Origin of the sequence: Streptomyces sp. NPDC005408, from assembly GCF_040606445.1 — a bacterium.
Lineage (GTDB): Bacteria > Actinomycetota > Actinomycetes > Streptomycetales > Streptomycetaceae > Streptomyces.
In genome coordinates this window covers 119,094-137,108 of record NZ_JBEXEX010000017.1, presented here as the reverse complement: position 1 = coordinate 137,108, position 18,015 = coordinate 119,094, and the positions used below count along the sequence as shown (strand labels likewise).

The 18,015-nt window shown below is 68.9% G+C and carries 11 protein-coding genes, 1 tRNA gene and 2 pseudogenes; 4 read left to right on the top strand and 10 right to left on the bottom strand.

The annotated features are described in order from the left end of the window. Window positions 1–2: 2 nt before the first annotated feature. From dhaL to ABZS64_RS18635, 4 genes are all read right to left on the bottom strand, one after another. A complete protein-coding gene (gene dhaL, locus ABZS64_RS18650) occupies window positions 3–626 on the bottom strand; it encodes a dihydroxyacetone kinase subunit DhaL (RefSeq protein WP_355830320.1) in 624 nt (207 codons plus the stop codon). Window positions 627–711: 85 nt separating this feature from the next. Further along, a complete protein-coding gene (dhaK, locus tag ABZS64_RS18645) occupies window positions 712–1,710 on the bottom strand; it encodes a dihydroxyacetone kinase subunit DhaK (protein WP_355830317.1) in 999 nt (332 codons plus the stop codon). Next, the gene (locus tag ABZS64_RS18640; RefSeq protein ID WP_355830314.1) at window positions 1,707–2,477 is read right to left on the bottom strand and encodes an aquaporin; all 771 of its coding nucleotides are present in this window, start codon (window positions 2,475–2,477) and stop codon (window positions 1,707–1,709) included. Before ABZS64_RS18640 ends, dhaK begins: the two co-directional genes overlap by 4 nt. Window positions 2,478–2,872: 395 nt before the next feature. After that, window positions 2,873–3,649: an IclR family transcriptional regulator gene (locus ABZS64_RS18635; RefSeq protein WP_355830311.1), complete on the bottom strand. Its 777-nt coding sequence runs from the start codon at window positions 3,647–3,649 to the stop codon at window positions 2,873–2,875. A gap of 57 nt (window positions 3,650–3,706) precedes the next feature. Between ABZS64_RS18635 and dhaM the strand changes: the two genes are divergently transcribed. The 4 genes and pseudogenes from dhaM to ABZS64_RS18615 all read left to right on the top strand — a co-directional run bounded on the left by dhaM (window position 3,707) and on the right by ABZS64_RS18615 (window position 5,880). Beyond that, a complete protein-coding gene (gene dhaM / locus ABZS64_RS18630; RefSeq protein ID WP_355830308.1) occupies window positions 3,707–4,099 on the top strand; it encodes a dihydroxyacetone kinase phosphoryl donor subunit DhaM in 393 nt (130 codons plus the stop codon). After that, a complete protein-coding gene (locus ABZS64_RS18625) occupies window positions 4,083–4,451 on the top strand; it encodes an HPr family phosphocarrier protein (protein WP_355830305.1) in 369 nt (122 codons plus the stop codon). The genes dhaM and ABZS64_RS18625 overlap by 17 nt, the downstream gene beginning before the upstream one ends. 36 nt (window positions 4,452–4,487) lie before the next feature. Continuing rightward, window positions 4,488–5,461: pseudogene (locus ABZS64_RS18620) on the top strand (aldo/keto reductase). Beyond that, a complete protein-coding gene (locus tag ABZS64_RS18615) occupies window positions 5,428–5,880 on the top strand; it encodes an ATP-binding protein (RefSeq protein ID WP_355830304.1) in 453 nt (150 codons plus the stop codon). Before ABZS64_RS18620 ends, ABZS64_RS18615 begins: the two are co-directional and overlap by 34 nt. Here the strand turns inward: ABZS64_RS18615 and ABZS64_RS18610 are convergent. The 6 genes and pseudogenes from ABZS64_RS18610 to ABZS64_RS18585 all read right to left on the bottom strand — a co-directional run. Beyond that, window positions 5,878–5,950, bottom strand: a tRNA-Lys gene (locus ABZS64_RS18610). The genes ABZS64_RS18615 and ABZS64_RS18610 overlap by 3 nt on opposite strands. Before the next feature lie 86 nt (window positions 5,951–6,036). Then, window positions 6,037–7,641, bottom strand: a complete 1,605-nt coding sequence (locus ABZS64_RS18605; RefSeq protein ID WP_355830301.1) for an amino acid permease — start codon at window positions 7,639–7,641, stop codon at window positions 6,037–6,039. Between the two features lie 50 nt (window positions 7,642–7,691). After that, window positions 7,692–10,778, bottom strand: a complete 3,087-nt coding sequence (locus tag ABZS64_RS18600) for an FG-GAP-like repeat-containing protein (protein ID WP_355830299.1) — start codon at window positions 10,776–10,778, stop codon at window positions 7,692–7,694. A gap of 221 nt (window positions 10,779–10,999) precedes the next feature. Continuing rightward, window positions 11,000–14,077: an FG-GAP-like repeat-containing protein gene (locus ABZS64_RS18595; protein ID WP_355830296.1), complete on the bottom strand. Its 3,078-nt coding sequence runs from the start codon at window positions 14,075–14,077 to the stop codon at window positions 11,000–11,002. A 45-nt stretch (window positions 14,078–14,122) separates the two neighbouring features. Next, window positions 14,123–17,104, bottom strand: a complete 2,982-nt coding sequence (locus tag ABZS64_RS18590) for an FG-GAP-like repeat-containing protein (protein WP_355830294.1) — start codon at window positions 17,102–17,104, stop codon at window positions 14,123–14,125. 496 nt (window positions 17,105–17,600) lie between these two features. Further along, window positions 17,601–18,015 (bottom strand): annotated as a pseudogene (locus ABZS64_RS18585) (RNA helicase); the annotation flags it as partial.

The window sequence follows — 18,015 nt, the reverse complement described above, 5'->3', positions numbered from 1 at the left end:
CATCAGGAGGCCATCGTTTCGGCGAGGGCGCGGAAGATCAGCGCGGTGGAGGTGGCCCCGGGGTCCTGGTGGCCGATGCTGCGGGCGCCGAGGTAGGAGGCGCGTCCCTTGCGGGCCTGCATGGGGGTGGTGGCGCGCATGCCTTCCTCGGCGGCGTCGGCGGCCGCGATGGCTGCGGCGGCGAAGTCGCCGCCGGAGTCGGCCGTGAGGCGGAAGGCGGCCAGCGCGGGGGCGTAGGCGTCGATCATTGTCTTGTCTCCGGGTGTTGCCGCGCCGAGTTTCTGGACGCTCTGGAGTCCGGCCGCGAGGGCTGTGGCGAACCGTTCCGCGTCGGCGGTCGGTGCGTCCAGGGCCTTGCCCATAGCGCGGAAGGCGCTGCCGTAGAGGGGGCCAGAGGCGCCTCCGACGCTGGAGATCAGGGTGGTGCCGGTCTTGACCAGCACGGCCCCCACGGTGTCCGGCGCGAGATCGGCGAGTGCGGCGGTGGCGGCGGAGAAGCCGCGGTGCATGTTGGTGCCGTGGTCGGCGTCTCCGATGGCCGAGTCGAGCTGGGTGAGGTGGTCCTTGTGCTTTTCCACGGCGGCGGCGATGGCCTGCACCCAGGTGCGGGCGAGGTCGATGTCCACGGAGTCTCCGTTCTTGGGGGTCGCGGCGTCGGGGGTAGGGGGCGAGTCCGGAACTCTCACGTGTACCGGACCCGCCCGGTTCTTCCTAGACTCCCCAGCGCAGGGCGGGGGTGTTCACGGGCGCGTCCCACAGGGACAGGATGTCGGCATCGGCCTTGCACACAGTGATCGAAACACCAGCCATGTCCAGGCTGGTGACGTAGTTTCCGATCAGGTTGCGGGCGATGACGATGCCCTTGTCCGCGAGTACGGCGGCGACCTCGTTGAAGGCCACGTACAGCTCCAGCAGGGGTGTGGCGCCCAGGCCGTTGACCATGACGATGGTCTCGTCCCCTGCGGTGAGGGGCTGGTCGGCGAGGATCGCGTCCAGGGCGGTGGCCACGATCTCCTTGGCCGGACGGAGCTTTTCCCTGCTGCGTCCGGGTTCGCCGTGGATGCCGACGCCGACCTCGATCTCGTCCTCGGGCAGGTCGAAGCCGGGTTTGCCGGAGGCGGGGGTGGTGCAGGCGGTCAGGGCGACGGCGAAGGACCGGGAGGCGGCGTTGACCTGGCGTCCTGCCTTCGCGACGGCGGCCAGGTCGGCGCCCTGTTCGGCCAGGGCCCCGGCGATCTTCTCGACGAAGACGGTGGCTCCGGTGCCCCGGCGCCCGGCGGTCCAGGTGGAGTCCTGGACGGCGACGTCGTCGTCGACCAGGACGCTCTCGACCGCGATGCCTTCGTCGGTGGCCAGTTCGGCGGCCATCTGAAAGTTGAGGACGTCCCCGGTGTAGTTCTTCACGATGAACAACACGCCCGTACCGCCGTCGACGGCTTGGGCGGCGGTGAGCATCTGCCCGGGCACGGGTGAGGTGAAGACCTCGCCCGGACAGGCGGCGTCCAGCATGCCCATTCCCACGAATCCGCCGTGCAGCGGCTCGTGGCCGGAGCCGCCGCCGGAGATGAGGGCGACCTTGCCGGGCCTGGTGCCCGTGGCCCGGGTGATCACCTTGTTCTCGGTGTCGACGCGCAGCTGGGGATGGGCGGCGGCGACCCCGGCGAGGGCGTCGTCGAGAACGGCCTCGGGTGCGTTGATGAGCTTCTTCACGACAGGACTCCTTCAGGGGCCGCGACCGGCTCGGCCGGTTGCTCGGCCACGCCGGCGGCGCGGCGGCGGGCGTTCAAGGCGGCGTAGAGCAAACCGCCCGCGACAGCGCCGACGGCCTCGGCGATCAGGTAGACGGGCAGTTGGTTCCAGTGGACTGTGCCGCCGAACAGCTGACCGATCATCATGGGGCCAATGGCGCGGGCAGGGTTGATGGCGGCGGCGGTGGCCGGCGCGACCGGGATGATGATGGCGAACACGGCCAGACCGATGGCGAGGCCGGCGAAGCCACCGGACGAGCGGCGGTCGATGGCGCCGAAGACGACGAAGGCCAGGATGAGCGTGCCGATGGCTTCGGCGAAGAAGGCCTGGCCCGTACTGATTTGGGGGCCGTACGTGGCGATGCCCAGACCGACGTCCACGGCTTTGTGGCCGAGTACGCCGACGATCGCCAGCGATCCCAGGAGTGCACCGGTCACCTGGGCGGCGATATAGCCGGGGACGTCCCGCCAGGGCATCTTCGTGGTGACGGCCAGCGCCAGGGTGATGGCCGGGTTGATCTGGCAGCCGGAGATGTGACCGATCGCGTAGACCATGGCTATGACGGCCGTGGCGAACGCGAGCGAGATCATTCCCAGCTCGGCCATGGTGAACGGGGCCTGGCCGCCGATGACGAGCGTGGCGGGGACCGAACCGACGCCGATGAACACCAGCACCGCGGTGCCCAGCATCTCGGCGAGAAGCTTCTGAGGGTAAGTGTTCTCTTCCATGATGGCGCCCAACGCCGAGCGGCGTATTGGGCGTCTCACCTCCTCCGCGCGGAGCGGGCTGTGAAGGGAGGTGGCCGCCAGTCTGTGGTCGGGGAACAAGCAGCCTGGCGGCCGGCTCAAGGGAACCGGATAGGGGCTTCCGGCAAAAGTGTTCATCATTGATGAACGTTGTTCGGACGTTAAGCCTGGGTTTCGCGACTGTCAAGAGGTCCGGAACCGCGGCCTTCCACCACAGCGAAAAGGCCCACGGCGGGTGCCGTGGGCCTTTATCAGGGGCGCGACCGTGCTGCTCGGGCGTTGCGGCCCGACTGGGGAGGGAATCTCGGGCGCACGGGGCGGGCGGGTCAGGATGCATGCACGCGGGGCGGGCCGGGGTCGCTTGCGCCCCGGGCGAGTCAGGTGTTTGCGCGCCGGGCGGTTCCCCGGGGTGCGCCCAGGTCGCGGGAGAGGTTGCGGGCGGTCTCGCGGACAGCGACAGCAAGCTCCTGACGTGCCGTTTCGGCCAGCAGACGCTCGACTGGACCCACAATGCCGATGGCACCCACCACCTCGCCGGAGCGGTCGAAGACGGGGGCCGCAATGCCGGCGTCACCGATGGCGGACTCCTGGTCCTCCAGCGCGTAACCCGTCTTGAGGACTTCGCCCAGCTGGCCCGCCAGCTCCTTCGGGTCGGTGACGCTGGTGCCGGTGAGGACCGCAAGCTCGCCGGCGAGCAGCCGCTTGCGCTCGGCCGCCGGAGCGAAGGCCACGATGGCCTTGCCGAGGGCGCAGGTGCTCCACGGGATACTGGCGCCCACTTCGAGGATCTGCACGGCGCCCTCCGGCCGGAAGGCGTGGTGCACCACCAGGATGTGGTCGTCGGTGAGGACGGCCACCCACACCGCTTCGCCCGCCCGGGTGGCGAGTTGGTCCGCCCAGGTCAGCGAGCGGGTGCGCAGCTCCTGGGTGTCCAGGTAGGCGTTGCCCAGCCGCACCAGGCCCGGGCCGAGCTGGTACTTGGAGCTGTCTCGGTCCTGGACCACCATCCCCTCGGCCTCCAGCGTGCGGAGCAGGGCATGGACGGTGGGCTTGGCCACACCCAGGCGGTCGGCCAGCTCGGTCACACCCAGCCGGGGCCCTGTGGACGCGAGCTCCCGCAGGATCTGCGCCGCCCGCTGCACCGCCTGCACCATAAAAAACTCCTTGTTCAATATTGCTGAATCCCGTTCCGAGATTTAGCGTATGCGTTCATGAGCGCACTCGTCGGCATCGTACTCGTGTCCCACAGCGCCGAGCTCGCCGCGGGCCTTCGCCTGCTGGTGGAGCAGATCGGCTCCGACAATGTCCCCGTCGCCACGGCCGGGGGGACCGCCGAAGGCCGGATCGGCACCAGCTATGACCTCGTTCTCGCCGCGATCCGGGATGCCGATCGCGGAGGCGGCGTTGTCGTACTTCCCGACCTGGGCAGTTCAGTCCTCACCGCCCGCACCGTTCTGGAAGACCATCCCCGCTCCGACGTGCTGATCGTCGACGCGCCCTTCGTCGAGGGAGCTGTCGCAGCCGTAGTCACCGCCGCATCCGGCGCCGACCTGGAGACCGTTTCCAAGGCCGCCAAGGAGGCCCGCAATGTCCCCAAGCTCTGAGTCCACCGCAGACACCGCGACCACTGCCTACGCCACGACCACCGCACGCACCGCGACCACTTCATACGCCACGACCACCGCAGCCACTGCGCCTACCGCCGAACACGAGATCACCGTCGTCCTGCCCGCCAACCTGCACGCCCGCCCGGCGGGCCGGCTCGCCCGCGCTGCTGCCGGCTTCACCAGTGCCGTACAGCTCGAGTACGCGGGCAGAACGGTCAACCCCACGGGCGTCCTTGCCGTGATGGGCCTGGGCGCCACCACCGGAACCACGGTGACCGTGCGTGCCGAGGGCCCCGACGCGGACCGGGCGGTCACCGCCCTGGCGGATATCCTCGCCGCCGCCGAATAGCCCGGCCCACCCGCACCGCACCGGAAGCTGCCGACCATGCCTATGTCCCCCGCACATCCCCGGGCGTCGATCGAACGGATGGGTCTGGGCCTGGCCGCGGTCGGCCGACCCGGCTACATCACCCTCGGACACGAGAGCGATCTGCCGGCCGGGCGCACTGTCGCCGCGATGCGGCGGCACGCGCACGAACTCCTCGACCTCGCCTACGCCCGCGGCATCCGCTACATCGACACCGCGCGCTCCTACGGCCGGGCCGAGGAGTTCCTCGCCGACTGGCTGAAGAGCCGTGGCACCCCCGGGATCTGCTCGTCGGCAGCAAGTGGGGCTACACGTACACCGCTGACTGGCGCGTCGACGCCCCGACCCAGGAGGTCAAGGACCACAGCACCGGCACCTACGACCGGCAGCTCGCCGAGACCCGATCCCTTCTCGGCGAACGGCTCGACCTCTACCAGGTCCACTCGGTCACCCCCGACAGCACCGTCCTCACAGACACCACCTTGCACCACCGACTCGCCGAACTGGCCGCCCAGGGAGTCACCGTGGGCCTGTCCACGAGCGGCCCGAACCAGCGCGACGCCATCCGCGCCGCCCTTGACATCGCCGTCGACGGTGAACCCCTGTTCCGCAGCGTGCAGGCCACCTGGAACCTGCTGGAGCCCTCTGCCGGACCGGCTCTGTCCGAGGCGTACGACGCAGGCCGTACGGTCATCGTCAAGGAAGCCCTCGCCAATGGCCGCCTCGCCCAGCCCCACCTAGCTCTGCACCCCGTCCTCGCCCCGATCGAGGGGGCTACGCACACCTCATGCGACGCTGTCGCGCTGGCCGCCGCACTCCGCCAGCCCTGGGCTCACATCGTCCTGTCCGGGGCAGCGACAACCCCCCAGCTCACCTCCAACCTGCTCGCCACCACCGTGCACCTCAGCACCGACCAACTCGCCCAGCTCACCGACCTCGCCGAGACCCCGCACACCTATTGGTCCCACAGGTCCCAGCTCCCCTGGAACTAGCACCAGCACTCAGCGCGGAACTGGTCACCAACAGCGTGATCCATGCGGCGGAACGCTCCCCGCACGTCGACATTTCCGTCTACATCCGCGCAGGCCACCTCGTCATCGCAGTGCACGACCGCCACCCTCACTGCCCCAGCGCCCTGCCCGCATCCCGCCCCAACGGCGGAGGCTGGGGACTGAAAATGATCGCTGACCTGACCGCACAATACGGCGGCGAGGTGCAGATACCCGAAGACCAGGACGGGGGCGGCAAGGTCGGCACGGCCCACCAGGTTGACCGCACCGTCCGCGCCGCGATGAACGAGGCCGTCCGCTCACGCACGAGGCCGGGAAGGACGAAGCGCCCCGGCCGGTCGAAACCGGTCGAGGCGCTAAGTAGCAGGTCAGAGGGGATCTCCCCTCCCTGCCGCAGGTAGGCCGTGTGGGACTCGAACCCACAACCAACGGATTAAAAGTCCGCTGCTCTGCCAATTGAGCTAACGGCCCTCGGCACAACACCCCCGAGCATAGCCGGACGGAACCGGTGAGCCGATCGGGTATCGGATCACCGGCCCGTCGTGGTCCGCCGCAGGTCACTCGCCCGGCGTCGTCCCCGCAGTCTCGCGCGCCGTCGCCCGCGCCGTCTCGCGGGCGATCGTGCGCGGATGGTCGCGGTTGAGGAACCAGTGCCGGGCCGAGGCCAGCCACCAGGTCGCCGCGAAGCCGAGGACCACCAGAACCGCGACGGGGGCGTAGTTGAAGGTCTCCGCGGTCACCGGGGAGACCTGCGGGAGCATGAAGAGCACGGTGATCACCGCGACCCAGGCCACCGCGACGATGCCGATGGGGCGGGACCAGCGGCCCAGGTGCCAGGGGCCGCGTTCGAAGTCGTCGCCCCGGAACAGCCGCAGCAGGGTGGGGATGACGTACGCGATGTATAGGCCGATGACAGCGATCGAGGTCACGGCCGCGTACGCGGTGACATTGATCAGGTACGGCAGACCGAGAAGAAGGGCACCGCCGGCCGCGAGCCACACCGCTGCGACGGGGGTGCGCGTGCGGGGGCTGACCGTGTGCCAGACCTCCGAGAACGGCAGGGCGCCGTCCCTGGAGAAGGCGTAGATCATGCGGCTGTTGGCGGTGACCGAGGCCATTCCGCAGAAGAGCTGGGCGCCGACGACGACCAGGAGCAGCAGCTTTCCGGCGGTGGCGCCGAGGGCGTCCAGGAGGATCTGGGCCGGCGGTGCTCCCGTCGAGGAGGTCAGGGCACCTTCGTACGACTGGATGGCGAAGGTGAAGCCGAGCAGCAGGACGAAGCCCGCGATCCAGGAGGTCCAGATGGAGCTGACGATGCCGCGCGGGCCGGCGGTCGCGGCGTCGTGGGTCTCCTCGGTCATATGGGCCGAGGCGTCGTAGCCGGTGAAGGTGTACTGGGCCATCAACAGGCCGATGAGGACGACATAGAGGCCGCTGCCCCAGCCGGTGTTGTTGACGAACTCGGTGAAGACGAATGACGCCGACTGGTGGGAGTCGGGGACGAAAGCGAGCGCGCCGACGATCACGGCGACGCCCAGTACATGCCACCAGACGCTGACGTTGTTGAGGATCGCGACGATGCGTACGCCGAAGGTGTTGAGGAGGCCGTGCAGCACCAGGATCCCGGCGAACAGCAGGATCGTACGGCCGGGCGTGACCTCGAAGCCGAACTGGAGATTGAGATACGCGCCGAGGAAGGACGCGGCGCCGAAGTCGATACCCGCCGTGACGGCGACCTGGCCGAGGACATTGAACCAGCCCGTGAACCAGGCCCAGGCGGCCGCGGTGCGCGGCGGTGCCAGCCGGTGGGCCCAGAAATACAGGCCCGCGGAGGTCGGGTATGCCGAACAGATCTCGGCCATCGCCAGACCCACGATCAGGGTCATCAGGCCGACGGCGACCCAGCCCCAGGTGATGAGGACCGGGCCGCCGGTGTTCATGCCGAAGAGATAGAGGGTGAGACACCCGGAGAGGACCGAGATGATCGTGAAGGAGACGGCGTAGTTGGAGAACGCCGACATCCTGCGGGCGAGGACCTGCGTGTAGCCGAGCTGGGCCAGGCGCTCCTCGTCGGACCCTGCGGAGGGTGGGGTGGATACGGATTCGGGCGCGGGCGCGGAGCCGACTGGCGGGGGCTTCCCCGTACTGGCGTCATCTGTCATGCCCCCAGCAATTCCCTTGCCGGGGGCACCACATGCGCCAAGCCCGTGGCCTAAAACAGCGCCCGGTAGTTCTGCCAGCCCGTTCCGATCTTCACTGTCGATCCGAACGAACCCTTGCCGTTTCCGTTGTTGCGCAGCAAGTGGCCGGCCGCGTTGCGGGAGATGAGATCCGGCTTCCCGTCCTTGGTGATGTCACCGACGCCGACGAACGCATTCCGGCCGAAGCCCCAGTTGTTGCCGAACACCAGCACGCGCGGCTTCAGCGCACCCGTCGCCGTACCGTCGTACCGCCACAGCGAATTCGTCTTGTCGACCGCCAGCAGGTCGCCGATCCCGTCGCCGTTCAGATCCCCGGCACCGAACACCGCTCGGTACGCCGTCCACTTGGCGCCGATCCTGCCGCGGGCCTTCAGACCGCCCGAGCCGTTGTCCGCGTACAGATACAGATCGCCGGTGGAGGCCTGACGCGCCACCAGGTCCGGGCGTCCGTCGCCCGTCAGATCACCTGGTGAGGTCAGCACATTGAACTGGTTCCAGCCGCTGCCCAGTCCCTGCGCGGAGTCGTCGAGCGGGCCACCCGATGAGGTGCAACGCCCATTGATGCGCTCGAGAGATCCGTCGCTCTCACGCACGATCAGATCGTTGCAGCGGTCACCGTTCATGTCACCGAGGGGGACCGCCTGTGTGACGTTGTACCAATACATGAAGCCACCGCTCCTGAAGCCTCCGGCACCGTTGCCCAAGTGGAAGCGCATGGCGTCGTCGCGGTCGAGAGCGACCAGGTCACCGACGCCGTCCCGGGGATACGAGAAGTCCCGCCGGGCCGGCGCACCATGGGTCTGCGTGAACAGTCCGGTCAAAGTAAGCGGGGCACCGTGCCCGTCGGCGGGCTGCGCGGTCAGCGTCCAGGTGTATGCGCCGTCCGGCATCAGACGTCCGCTGTCCGACCGGCCGTCCCAAGAACGCTCGAGGTGTCCGCGGACCTCCTCGTTGCCGCGCATGGTGCGGATCACGGCACCGGTGGTCTTGTCCTTGACCGCCACTGTCACGGAGTTGGCCGGCTTGGACAGAACACCCGAGAACTGCCACTCGCCTCCATTGCTGCCGTCCCCGGTGACGGTCTTCGACACCTCCGAGACGGAGAGCGGCTGGGTCGCCACCCCGGTGGGCACGACATGCATCCGCTCCACCGCGTCCGCATAGGCGATGTGCCCGCCGAACTTGTCCACCGTCCAGCGGATCCCGCGCTGCGAGGTTGCGGTCGCAGGGAGATCGGCGACCTCACGGTCCACGGCCGTACCGCCCGAGAAGTCGGTCAGTTCCAGCTTGCCTGCGGTCTTGTCGTGGCGGACCAGGTAACCGTCGCCCAGCAGCGCCTCGTCGGCTGCAACGGCGATGCTCTTCTTGGCCGTACGGTCGTAAATCCCGGCACCGCCGCTCGCCCCGCAGGACCAGTAGAGCCAGCGTCCGAGCGTCTGCAGTTCCTCGGGAACGCAGCCCGCACCCGTGTCGACCGTCTCCGTGGTCCTCTTGGCCGCCAGGTCGTACGCGGTCACCGTCCCGGCCGTGGCGCCCGGGCTCCACAGCTGCCCCGCCCACACGGCGGCGGCCGAAGCGGCCCGCGTCAGCACCGGCTGCTGCCCTGTGACGTCGATGACCAGCTGCTGGTGGACAGCCGGGTTGGTGTAGATCACGTACCGGCCGGCGGCGTCGGTGACGCTGCCGCCGTGGGTGCCGGTGCTGTAGAGCGAGGTCGCGTAGTTGGAATCGATGAGCCGGATCTCGTCCCCGACGGTCGACCCCGGGTAGCGCACTACGTACGCGAAGCGCCCGTCACCCAGGGTCTTCAGGGCGGCGCACCCCGGATCATCCTGGGCACAGCCCGCGAACGTGCCGTTCAAGGTCCGCTGGATCAGCTGCGTGGGCGTTCCGTGTACCTCCAGCATCCGGAACTGGGCACGGAACGTGCCGGTGCTCGCATCCGTGGAGAGCAGGTACCCGTTCCCGGCGGCGATTCCGCGCACCGGCGCGGGCACGGGCGGCAGGTCCAGCACCGAGGTCAGAACGGGCGCACCGTCAGGGCCTGCGCCGATCCGGCGCAAGGCCCAGTCGTCGGCGTCCTCGCCGCCGACCACGAGAACAGTGCCGTCAGGAGCCTGCGAGAGCCGGGACGTGCTCTTGGCAAGCAGCGTCCGGGGCGTGCCCCCGGCGATGGGCGTCGCCATGAGCCGGTTCGTACTCGGATTGGTGTGGACGACCCAGTCCCCGACCAGGGCGATCTCATAGCCGGCGCGCTCCTGCGGCCCAGGGGCCGTGAGTTCGACCGGGGCGGCCGTGATGTCGGACCTCGGTACGACCTTGATCGCGCCACTCACGCTGTACCAGCCGAGGTACTTCGGTGACAGCAGCACTCCCTGGATGTCGGCCGATGCCGTGTAGGCGGTCACCCGCGCGGTGGCGACATCGACCGTCGCCAGGCGAAGAGTGTCGCCCACCTTGACCCGCAGCACGACGGTCGTCGCATCACCGCCGACGGCCGGGCCGTAGAGGCCCCCGTCGGGCAGCCCGGTGACGAGCCGGTCCCGGGTACTGCCGTCCTCGGCGGAATCCAGGAGGTGCACCTCGGTGATCCGTGAGGTGGACGAGCCGTCGACCACGACGGTCTCGCGCTTCACCGCGACCACCGTGCTGCCGTACACCCCGCTGTACGACAGTCCCTCCGGCACCGTCACGAACTGCGAGGTCCCGGCGGCCGGATCGCGCAGTTCGACATCGCTGCCGCTGATGTAGGCGAGGGTGTCCGCTCCGGTGCCGACCGTCCGGCTGAGGGCGCCGGTCCCCGTCCGCTGTGCGGAAAACGTACGGCCGTCCGAATAGCGGGTCCAGAGCTTGCCGGCCACACCTTCCTGCGTGTGGAAAACACCCTGCGCGCCTGCCGCGTCGGCCTGCTGGTACGTCCCGGTTCCCAAGAGCCCGAGCGCCCGAGGGGTCGTACGGAACGTGGTCGGGATCTCCACGGCGGCAGCGGGCTCGACCGGGTCCGCTTGGGCCCCGACGGGGCCGATACCGATACCCAGTGCGAGTGATACAGCTGCGGCGGCTGCTGTGGTGACTCGGACGACGGCACGACTGGCCACTCAGGCACTCCCCATGAAAGAAGAAACAGGGCATGGGGCATCAATGTGGCCTGGTGCGAACGAAATTGGTGACTGGCCCCCCAGTCAGGCCCCCATGCAAGTGGACGGATCGTAAGAGCCGCCTCACAGGCAACGGAAGCATCTTTCGAACCCGTTCAAAGAGCGGGCCCGCCCGGTGCCAGGACGGCACCGAACGGGCCCCTTTCGGACCAACCGCCCTGCTAGAAGAGCCTCGTATAGCGCTGCCAGCCGGCCCCGATCTTCACGGTCGACCCGAACGAACCCTTGCCGTTACCGGGATTGCGCAGCAGATCACCGGCAGCGTTGCGGGAAACCAGGTCGTTCCTGCCGTCACCGGTGAGGTCACCGACACCGACAAACGCATTGCGGCCGACGGCCCAGTTGTTGCCGAAGACCAGTACCCGTGGCTTGAGCGAGCCCGTCGCGGAACCGTCGTAGCGCCACAGCGAGTTGGCCTTGTCTACGGCGAGGACATCCCCGATGCCGTCGCCATTCAGGTCTCCGGCACCGATGACGGCACGGTAGCCGGTCCACTTGGCGCCGATCTTCACGGGTGCGCTCAGGCCGCCCGCGCCATTGTCGGCGTACAGATACAGATCGCCGGTGGAGCGCTGGCGGGCGATCAGATCGACCCGGCCGTCACCGGTCAGATCGCCAGGGCTGGCCATGGTGTCGAACTGGCCGAACCCGGCGCCGATCCTGGCCTTGGGGCTCGAGGTGCTGGGCACGCCCTCGCACTGGACTCCGTAGCGGTAGAGGTCTCCGGCGGTGGTGCGTGCGAGCAGGTCGTTGCAGCGGTCGCCGTCCATGTCGCCGAAGGGAACGAAGAGGTTGCTCTCGGTCCAGCCGCTCGTGGAACGGAGGGAGGCGCCGGTGTAGTTCCCGGCGTAGAGCCCCTGGTGGCTGGTGAGCGCACCGCCGCGCGTTGTGAGCAGTTCGGGTGCCCCGTCGCCGTCGTAGTCCCGGAAGGGTGTGGCGGCTCCGTAGACAGCCACGGCCCCACTTCCCACCGTTCGGGTCCCGGTACCGTCCCCGGGGTCGGCGCTCAGCGTCCAGGTGTACCTGCCGCTGTAGATCATCTTTCCGTCGTCACCCGTGCCGTCCCAGGTGACGGCAATCTGTGCCCCCTCCCGGTCCGTGGTCGTGATCGTCTTCGCGACACGGCCCGAAGAGTTCTTGAAAGCAAGGCTCCAGCGGACGGCGGGGCGGGTCAGCAGCCAGCTGCCCTTCCAGGTGTCGCGGCGGCCCTCCCCGTTCACCGAGAAATTGATGCCGGTCGCGGACTGCGACTCGGCGACACCGATCGGGGAGCGGGGCACGGTCACCGCCTTGATGTGCACGCGCTGCTGGGCGTCGATGTACGCGACGTGGCCACCGAACTTGTCGACGGTCCAGTTGAGCCGCCGCCCGGACTGGGTTCCCCCCGCGGGCACATCGGCGAACTCGGTCGTCGTCGCGGCCGTACCACCGCCGGCATGGAAGTCGGTCAGCATCAGCTTGCCCGCGGCGATGTCCTTACGGACCACGAAACCATCCCCGAGCAGTGCCTCGCCCGGCGGAACGACGCTGCTCTTGCGGGTCCTCTGGTCCCACACTCCAGCCTTGCCGGCCGGGCCGCAGGACCAGTAGAGCCAACGCCCCACCGCCTGAAGCTCATTGGGCACGCATCCCGAGCCGATGGCCAGATCCGCGGAGCTCTTCTTCGACTTGAGGTCGTACCAGCTGACGGTCCCCGTGGCCGTGCCCGGCTTCCAGAGCGTCGTGCCCCACACGGACGCGGCTGTGGCGGCGCGCGTGAGCACAACATTGTCCGAGCTGTACTGCTCGAAGTCGCCGATGTACTGCTTCTGGCTGGTCCCGTCCGGCCCGTTGATCACCGTGTAGCGGCCGTTCGCGTCCACGAGGCTCGCCGGTTGGCCGAGCTGGACCACCTTGGCGGTGTTGGTGGCGCGCGGCGCCTCTACGCCCCATCCGTTGGCGATCGCGGTGTACCCATTGCCGAGGGATTGCACCCCCGACCATGCCCCCACCACGTAGCCGCGGATCCGGCGCTCGCCCACCGTGGGAGTCCCGTCGACCGCCACATCGCGCTCGTACAGGCTCTTGAGCGTATGTGCGTCGGTTCGGCCGACATAGCTGAGTCTGCCGCCGCCGAGCGCCAGGCCCTCGACCGGTGCCGGCATGGGCGGTACGTCCCGCAGCCTGGTGACCGCGAGGCTGCCGTCCGCGCCGACCGAGATCCGGTGCAACGCCCAGTCACTGGCCTTGGTGCCGCCGACGGCGATGGCGCTTCCGTCAGGCGCGACCGTCAGTTGGTCATCGGCGTAAGGCAGCAGGTCGCGGACTGCGCCGCCGCCCACCGGAATCGTCTGAAGCTTGTACCCCGGCAGGTCGTAGGCACGGTAGGTGTCGATGTTCCGCCGGAAGACGATGTGGTCACCGACCGTGCGGAACGTCCCGGTCGAGTACTCCCCGGCGGCCGGCGCGGGCAGCACGGTCGCCACGGGCGTCGCCGACACGTTGTCGCGCGGGACGGTGAGCAGAGGCCCCGAGCCTCCGGCCGGGACTCCCAGGACATACCTCTCACCGAGGTAGAGGGCGTGGCCCGCCATCTCGGGGGCGAGCTTGCGCAGCGTGGCGGACGGGTAGTCGAGTATGTAGCGATACGTCTTGCCGCTCGCCCGCAGATTGACGACGGTACCCCTGGTGTCCGGCCAGCTGTACGAAGTATCCATCGTCATGCCGGACGGGACCCCGTCGACCGGCCGCTCCTCGGTCGTGCCGTCGACCGACCGCAGGATGCTCATACCGGTGACGACACCGTCCGTGCGCAGGACGACGGTGACGGAGTCCGCGTTGTATCCGACATGGATGGCACCTGCGGGGATTTCCACCTGCTTCACGGACTTGGTGGACAGATCACGGATGGTCGCCGTACGCGGCTCGGACACCAGGTTAGGGCTGAACATGAGGCGCAGGCCCGAATGGGAAACGCCATAGCTGCTCAGGGGGGCGATCGGCTCCGTCTCCCCGGAGGCATAGTCGGTCCACACGGAGCCGTTCGTGCCCTCCTGCACGTGCATATAGCCGTTCGTTCCGGCTTGCGTCAGCGTCTCGGCGCGTGGCGCGAAACGGGCGTCGGCCGGGATCACTGTCTCTTCCGCGACCGGCACTTCGGCGGCTGCCGCGACCGGGCCGATGGCCAGGACCGGAGTTCCGCCCAAGGCGAGGACAACGGCGGTGGCCGCGGCTCGCCCGCTGGAACGGCGCATTCTCATGGAGAGTCCTTCTGATCGTGAATCGTCGTACAGGGCGGCCGGCGGCTAGTACAGCGCGCTGTAGTTCTGCCAGCCCATGCCGATCTGCACGGTGGATCCGAAGGACCCCTTGCCGTCACCGCTGTTACGGAGCAACTTGCCATTGGCGTCCCGGGAGACCAGATCGTTCTTGCCGTCTCCGGTGATGTCACCGATCCCGACGATGACGTCACGGCCCGCGCCCCAGTTCGTGAACACAACGACCGGCGCGGTGAACGTCCCGTACCCGGTGGCGCTGTGACGCGACAGCGTTCCGTCCGTGCCCAGGGTCAGCAGATCGCCGCGGCCGTCACCGTTCAGATCTCCGGCGCCGATCAGGCGCAGGCCGTCCCACTTGCCGGGGATTTTCACGCCTGCCTTGATGCCGCCGGCGCCGTTGTCGGCGTACAGATACAGATCGCCGGTTGAGCGCTGGCGGGCGAGCAGGTCGGCGCGGCCGTCTCCCGTCATGTCGCCGGAGTTCAGCACGGTGTCGAAGGTGTTGAAGCCCGCGCCGATCTTCGCCTTGGGGCTGGTGGTGCTGACGACGCCCTTGCACTTGGCGCTGTAGCGGTAGAGGTCGCCTGTGGTGGTGCGTACGACGACGTCGTTGCAGCCGTCCGCGTCCAGATCACCGAACGGCACGACGTGGTTGATGTCGCTCCAGCCGGTCGAGGTCGTCCGCGAAGCGCCCGCGCTGCCGCCGGTGAAGTTCTCCTCGGCGCCGAGTGTGCCCCCGGCCACGGTGAACAGTTCGCCCGCGCCGTTGCCGTTGTAGTCCCTGAGGGGAAGGGAGACATCGGCGAGTTGCACGATGCCGCTCTGCACCTCACGCCCGCTGCCGTCGCCCGGATCCGCGCTCAGCGTCCAGGTGTAGTGAGCTGCGGGCAGAGGCTTGCCGTCGTCGCCCATGCCGTTCCACGTGGCCGAGATTTCGGCGCCCTTGCGGTCGGTGGAGGTGATAGTGCGTACGGTACGGCCCGCCGGGTCCTTGAAGGCCACACTCCATGTGGCGGCAGGCCGCGACAGCTGCCAGGTGCTGTCCCAGATGTTGTCCTTGCCGTTCGGCCGGGCGAGGTTCAGAACCGTGCCGTCCGTACGGTTCTCGATGACCCCGATCGGCGAGCGCGGAACGGTCACCGACTTGACGTGAATGCGCTGCTGGGCATCGGTGTACACGACGTGGCCACCGAACTTGTCGACCGTCCATTGGCTGTTCACGGGCACGGTTGCGAACTCGGTCGTCTTCACGGCCGCCGGATCTCCGGTGTGGAAGTCGGAGAGCGTGAGCTCGCCCGCCGCCTGGTCCTTGCGGACGAGGAAGCCGTCGCCGAGCTGCGCCGGGCCGAAGGGGACGGGGGTGCTCAGCCGGGTCTGCTGGTCCCAAACGCCCGCCTTGGCCTCCTTGGCGCAGCTCCAGTAGATCCAACGACCCACGGCCTGAAGTTCGTTGGGGGCGCATCCCGAGCCGATGGCGAGAGCCGACGAGGTCTTGTGAGTCTTCATGTCGTACCAGGAGAGGGCGGAAGGAACCGTCGGGTCCGAGAGCCAGACGGTCGTACCCCAGACGGCGGCAGAGTCCTGGCCGTCGAACCGGCGCGTGTCGAGCGACTTGAGGTCCCCGACGTACTGATTGCCCTTTTGGCTCGTGTCGGGGTCGGCGTCGGCATCGCTCACGACATACCGCCCGGTGCCGCCGGTCAGCCGCCCGTAGATCTGGGAGCGGTCCCCACCCGCAACGACATAACCATCCTTCATATAGGCGGAATTGCCGTTGCCGAGCGACACCACCGGACCCACGGGCCCGTAGAGAGTGCTCTTCAGTGATCGTTCGCCGGCAGCCGGAGCACCATGGAGCGCGAGAGAGTGCTCATACATAGCCGGCCACGCGGCCGCGTCGGATGTCGCCACGTAGTGGAGAGTCCCGGCACCCAGCGAAAGCCCGTCGACCGTCGTCGACGTCGGCGGCACATCCTTGACCTTGGTGATCCGGGGGGCGCCGTCCGGGCCGACGGTGATGCGGCGAACGGCCCAGTCCACCGAGCTGCTGCCGCCGGTGACCAGGAGGCTGCCGTCGGCAGCGATCGCCGGAGCTTGGGATTCGTACGGAAGCAGATCGCGGACCTCACCGCCGCCGACGGGTATGGCCTGCAGCTTCACACCGGGCAGGGAAGGAATCCCCGTCGTCTCACGGCTCCAGCCGAAGACGATCCAGTCGCCCAGCAGCGTCTCCCAGTTGTAATCGCGGTATCCGGCAGGCGGCGGCGGCAGTTGCGTCACCGTGGGCGTGGCAAGTGGGTCGGCGCGCGGCACAGTGCGGACCTGCCGCCCGGCGTCGCTGTACCTGTCCAGCAGGTGCTTGTCCCCGAACTGGGTGACGTCCACCTCCCGGTAGTCCGGCAGCTCCCGCAGCTCGGCGGAGCCGTAGTCGACGAGGTACTCCTTCTCCACCCTGCCGTCCAGCGTGGTCAGGAGCACCACAGCGCCTGTGCTGGTCCGGTGGTAGGCGGCGGCGTCCGTCAGCTTGACGCCCTTCGGCAGTCCCGTGATCGGACGCTCGACGGCCTGGCCGCCCTCCATCCGTACGATGCTCAGCGAGGTGAGCTCACCGTCCGCCGCGGAAGCGCGGTCCACGAGCACGGAGTCGGCAGTGAACGCCTTCGTCCAGCCGGCACCCTCAGGCACCTCGATCTTGCGCACGGACGCGGAACCCAGCTCGGTAATGCTCACCGTCCGGGGCGCGCCCGGGATCTCCGCGTCGAGGGCCGCTCGCATCCCTGCGTACCCGCTCCCGGTGGCGGTCAGCGGCTTGGTCTCACCGGCGGCGTAATCCGTCCAGAGAGTGCCGGTGGTGCCCTCCTGCTCATGCAGATATCCAGTCGCACCGACCTCCAGCACCTTGTCCGCGACCGGCTGGAACCGCGCCGGAGCCGGCAGGACAACCTCGCCCGAAGGGTCGTCGGCGGCGACCGCGGACGAGGCGGCCAGTGGACCGAGGCCCGTGGTCATGACGATGGCCAAGGTGGCCGAGGTGCATGCAGGCAGGAGCGCATGACGCTTCAAGAAGGTCCCTCCCCAGGAGCCTGAAACGGCAGGGGAAAGACACGGCGGCTCACGGCCTTTGAAATATCAGGCCGGACTCCCCTTGCCGTGCCCCCCACCACAATTGGACGGATCGTAACAGCCGCCTCACAGGCAACGGAAGGTAAATTCGAACCCGTTCAAAGAGAGGGGGCCCACCCAGTGCCAGGACGACACCGAGCAGGCCCAGCGGCAGCGGACCGGCTGCGACACAGGCAGCGACGAATGTGGAAGCGAGCGCGCCACGGCGCACGCGATGTCTGGCCAAGAAAGGCCCCCCGAAAAGTCCCTGAAGAAGCGCGAGGAGGCGCCCGACCCCCCAGTCGTCGCCCGTCACCCGCACAAGTGCGCGGATCATAGCAATGGGCCCGGACACCACCGCTCTCACGGTGCTGTCCGGGCCCATCAGGCGCGGAGCCGGGGATCAGCCGTTGCGCTTCCAGCGCGGCTTGTCGTCACGGCGCCCGAAGGAGCCGGTGTTCGTGCCGGTGCCCGTGCCCCCGCGGTGGTCGTCGCGGCGGCCGTACGGACGGTCGCTGCCACCGGAGCGGAAGCCACCCGAGGGGCGGTCGTCGCGGCGGTCGCGGTTGAAGGGGCGGTCGCTGCCCCGGTGGCCGGAGGGGCGGTCGTCGCGGCGGAAGCCGCCACGGTCGTCCCGGTTGAAGCCACCGCGGTCGTCACGACGGTCGCCGCCACCGGAGCGGAAGCCACCCGACGGACGGTCATCGCGGCGGAAACCACCGGACGGACGGTCGTTGTCACGACGGAAGCCACCACGGTCGCCGCCGCGGTCGTCACGACGGTCGCCGCCACCGGAGCGGAAGCCACCCGACGGAACG

Bases quoted from the DNA above. Each gene is read 5' to 3' on its own strand.
- ABZS64_RS18640 (WP_355830314.1), bottom strand. From the start codon at position 2,477: ATGGAAGAGAACACTTACCCTCAGAAGCTTCTCGCCGAGATGCTGGGC.
- ABZS64_RS18635 (WP_355830311.1), bottom strand. From the start codon at position 3,649: ATGGTGCAGGCGGTGCAGCGGGCGGCGCAGATCCTGCGGGAGCTCGCG.
- dhaM (WP_355830308.1), top strand. From the start codon at position 3,707: ATGAGCGCACTCGTCGGCATCGTACTCGTGTCCCACAGCGCCGAGCTC.
- ABZS64_RS18625 (WP_355830305.1), top strand. From the start codon at position 4,083: ATGTCCCCAAGCTCTGAGTCCACCGCAGACACCGCGACCACTGCCTAC.
- ABZS64_RS18605 (WP_355830301.1), bottom strand. From the start codon at position 7,641: ATGACAGATGACGCCAGTACGGGGAAGCCCCCGCCAGTCGGCTCCGCG.
- ABZS64_RS18595 (WP_355830296.1), bottom strand. From the start codon at position 14,077: ATGAGAATGCGCCGTTCCAGCGGGCGAGCCGCGGCCACCGCCGTTGTC.
- ABZS64_RS18590 (WP_355830294.1), bottom strand. From the start codon at position 17,104: ATGACCACGGGCCTCGGTCCACTGGCCGCCTCGTCCGCGGTCGCCGCC.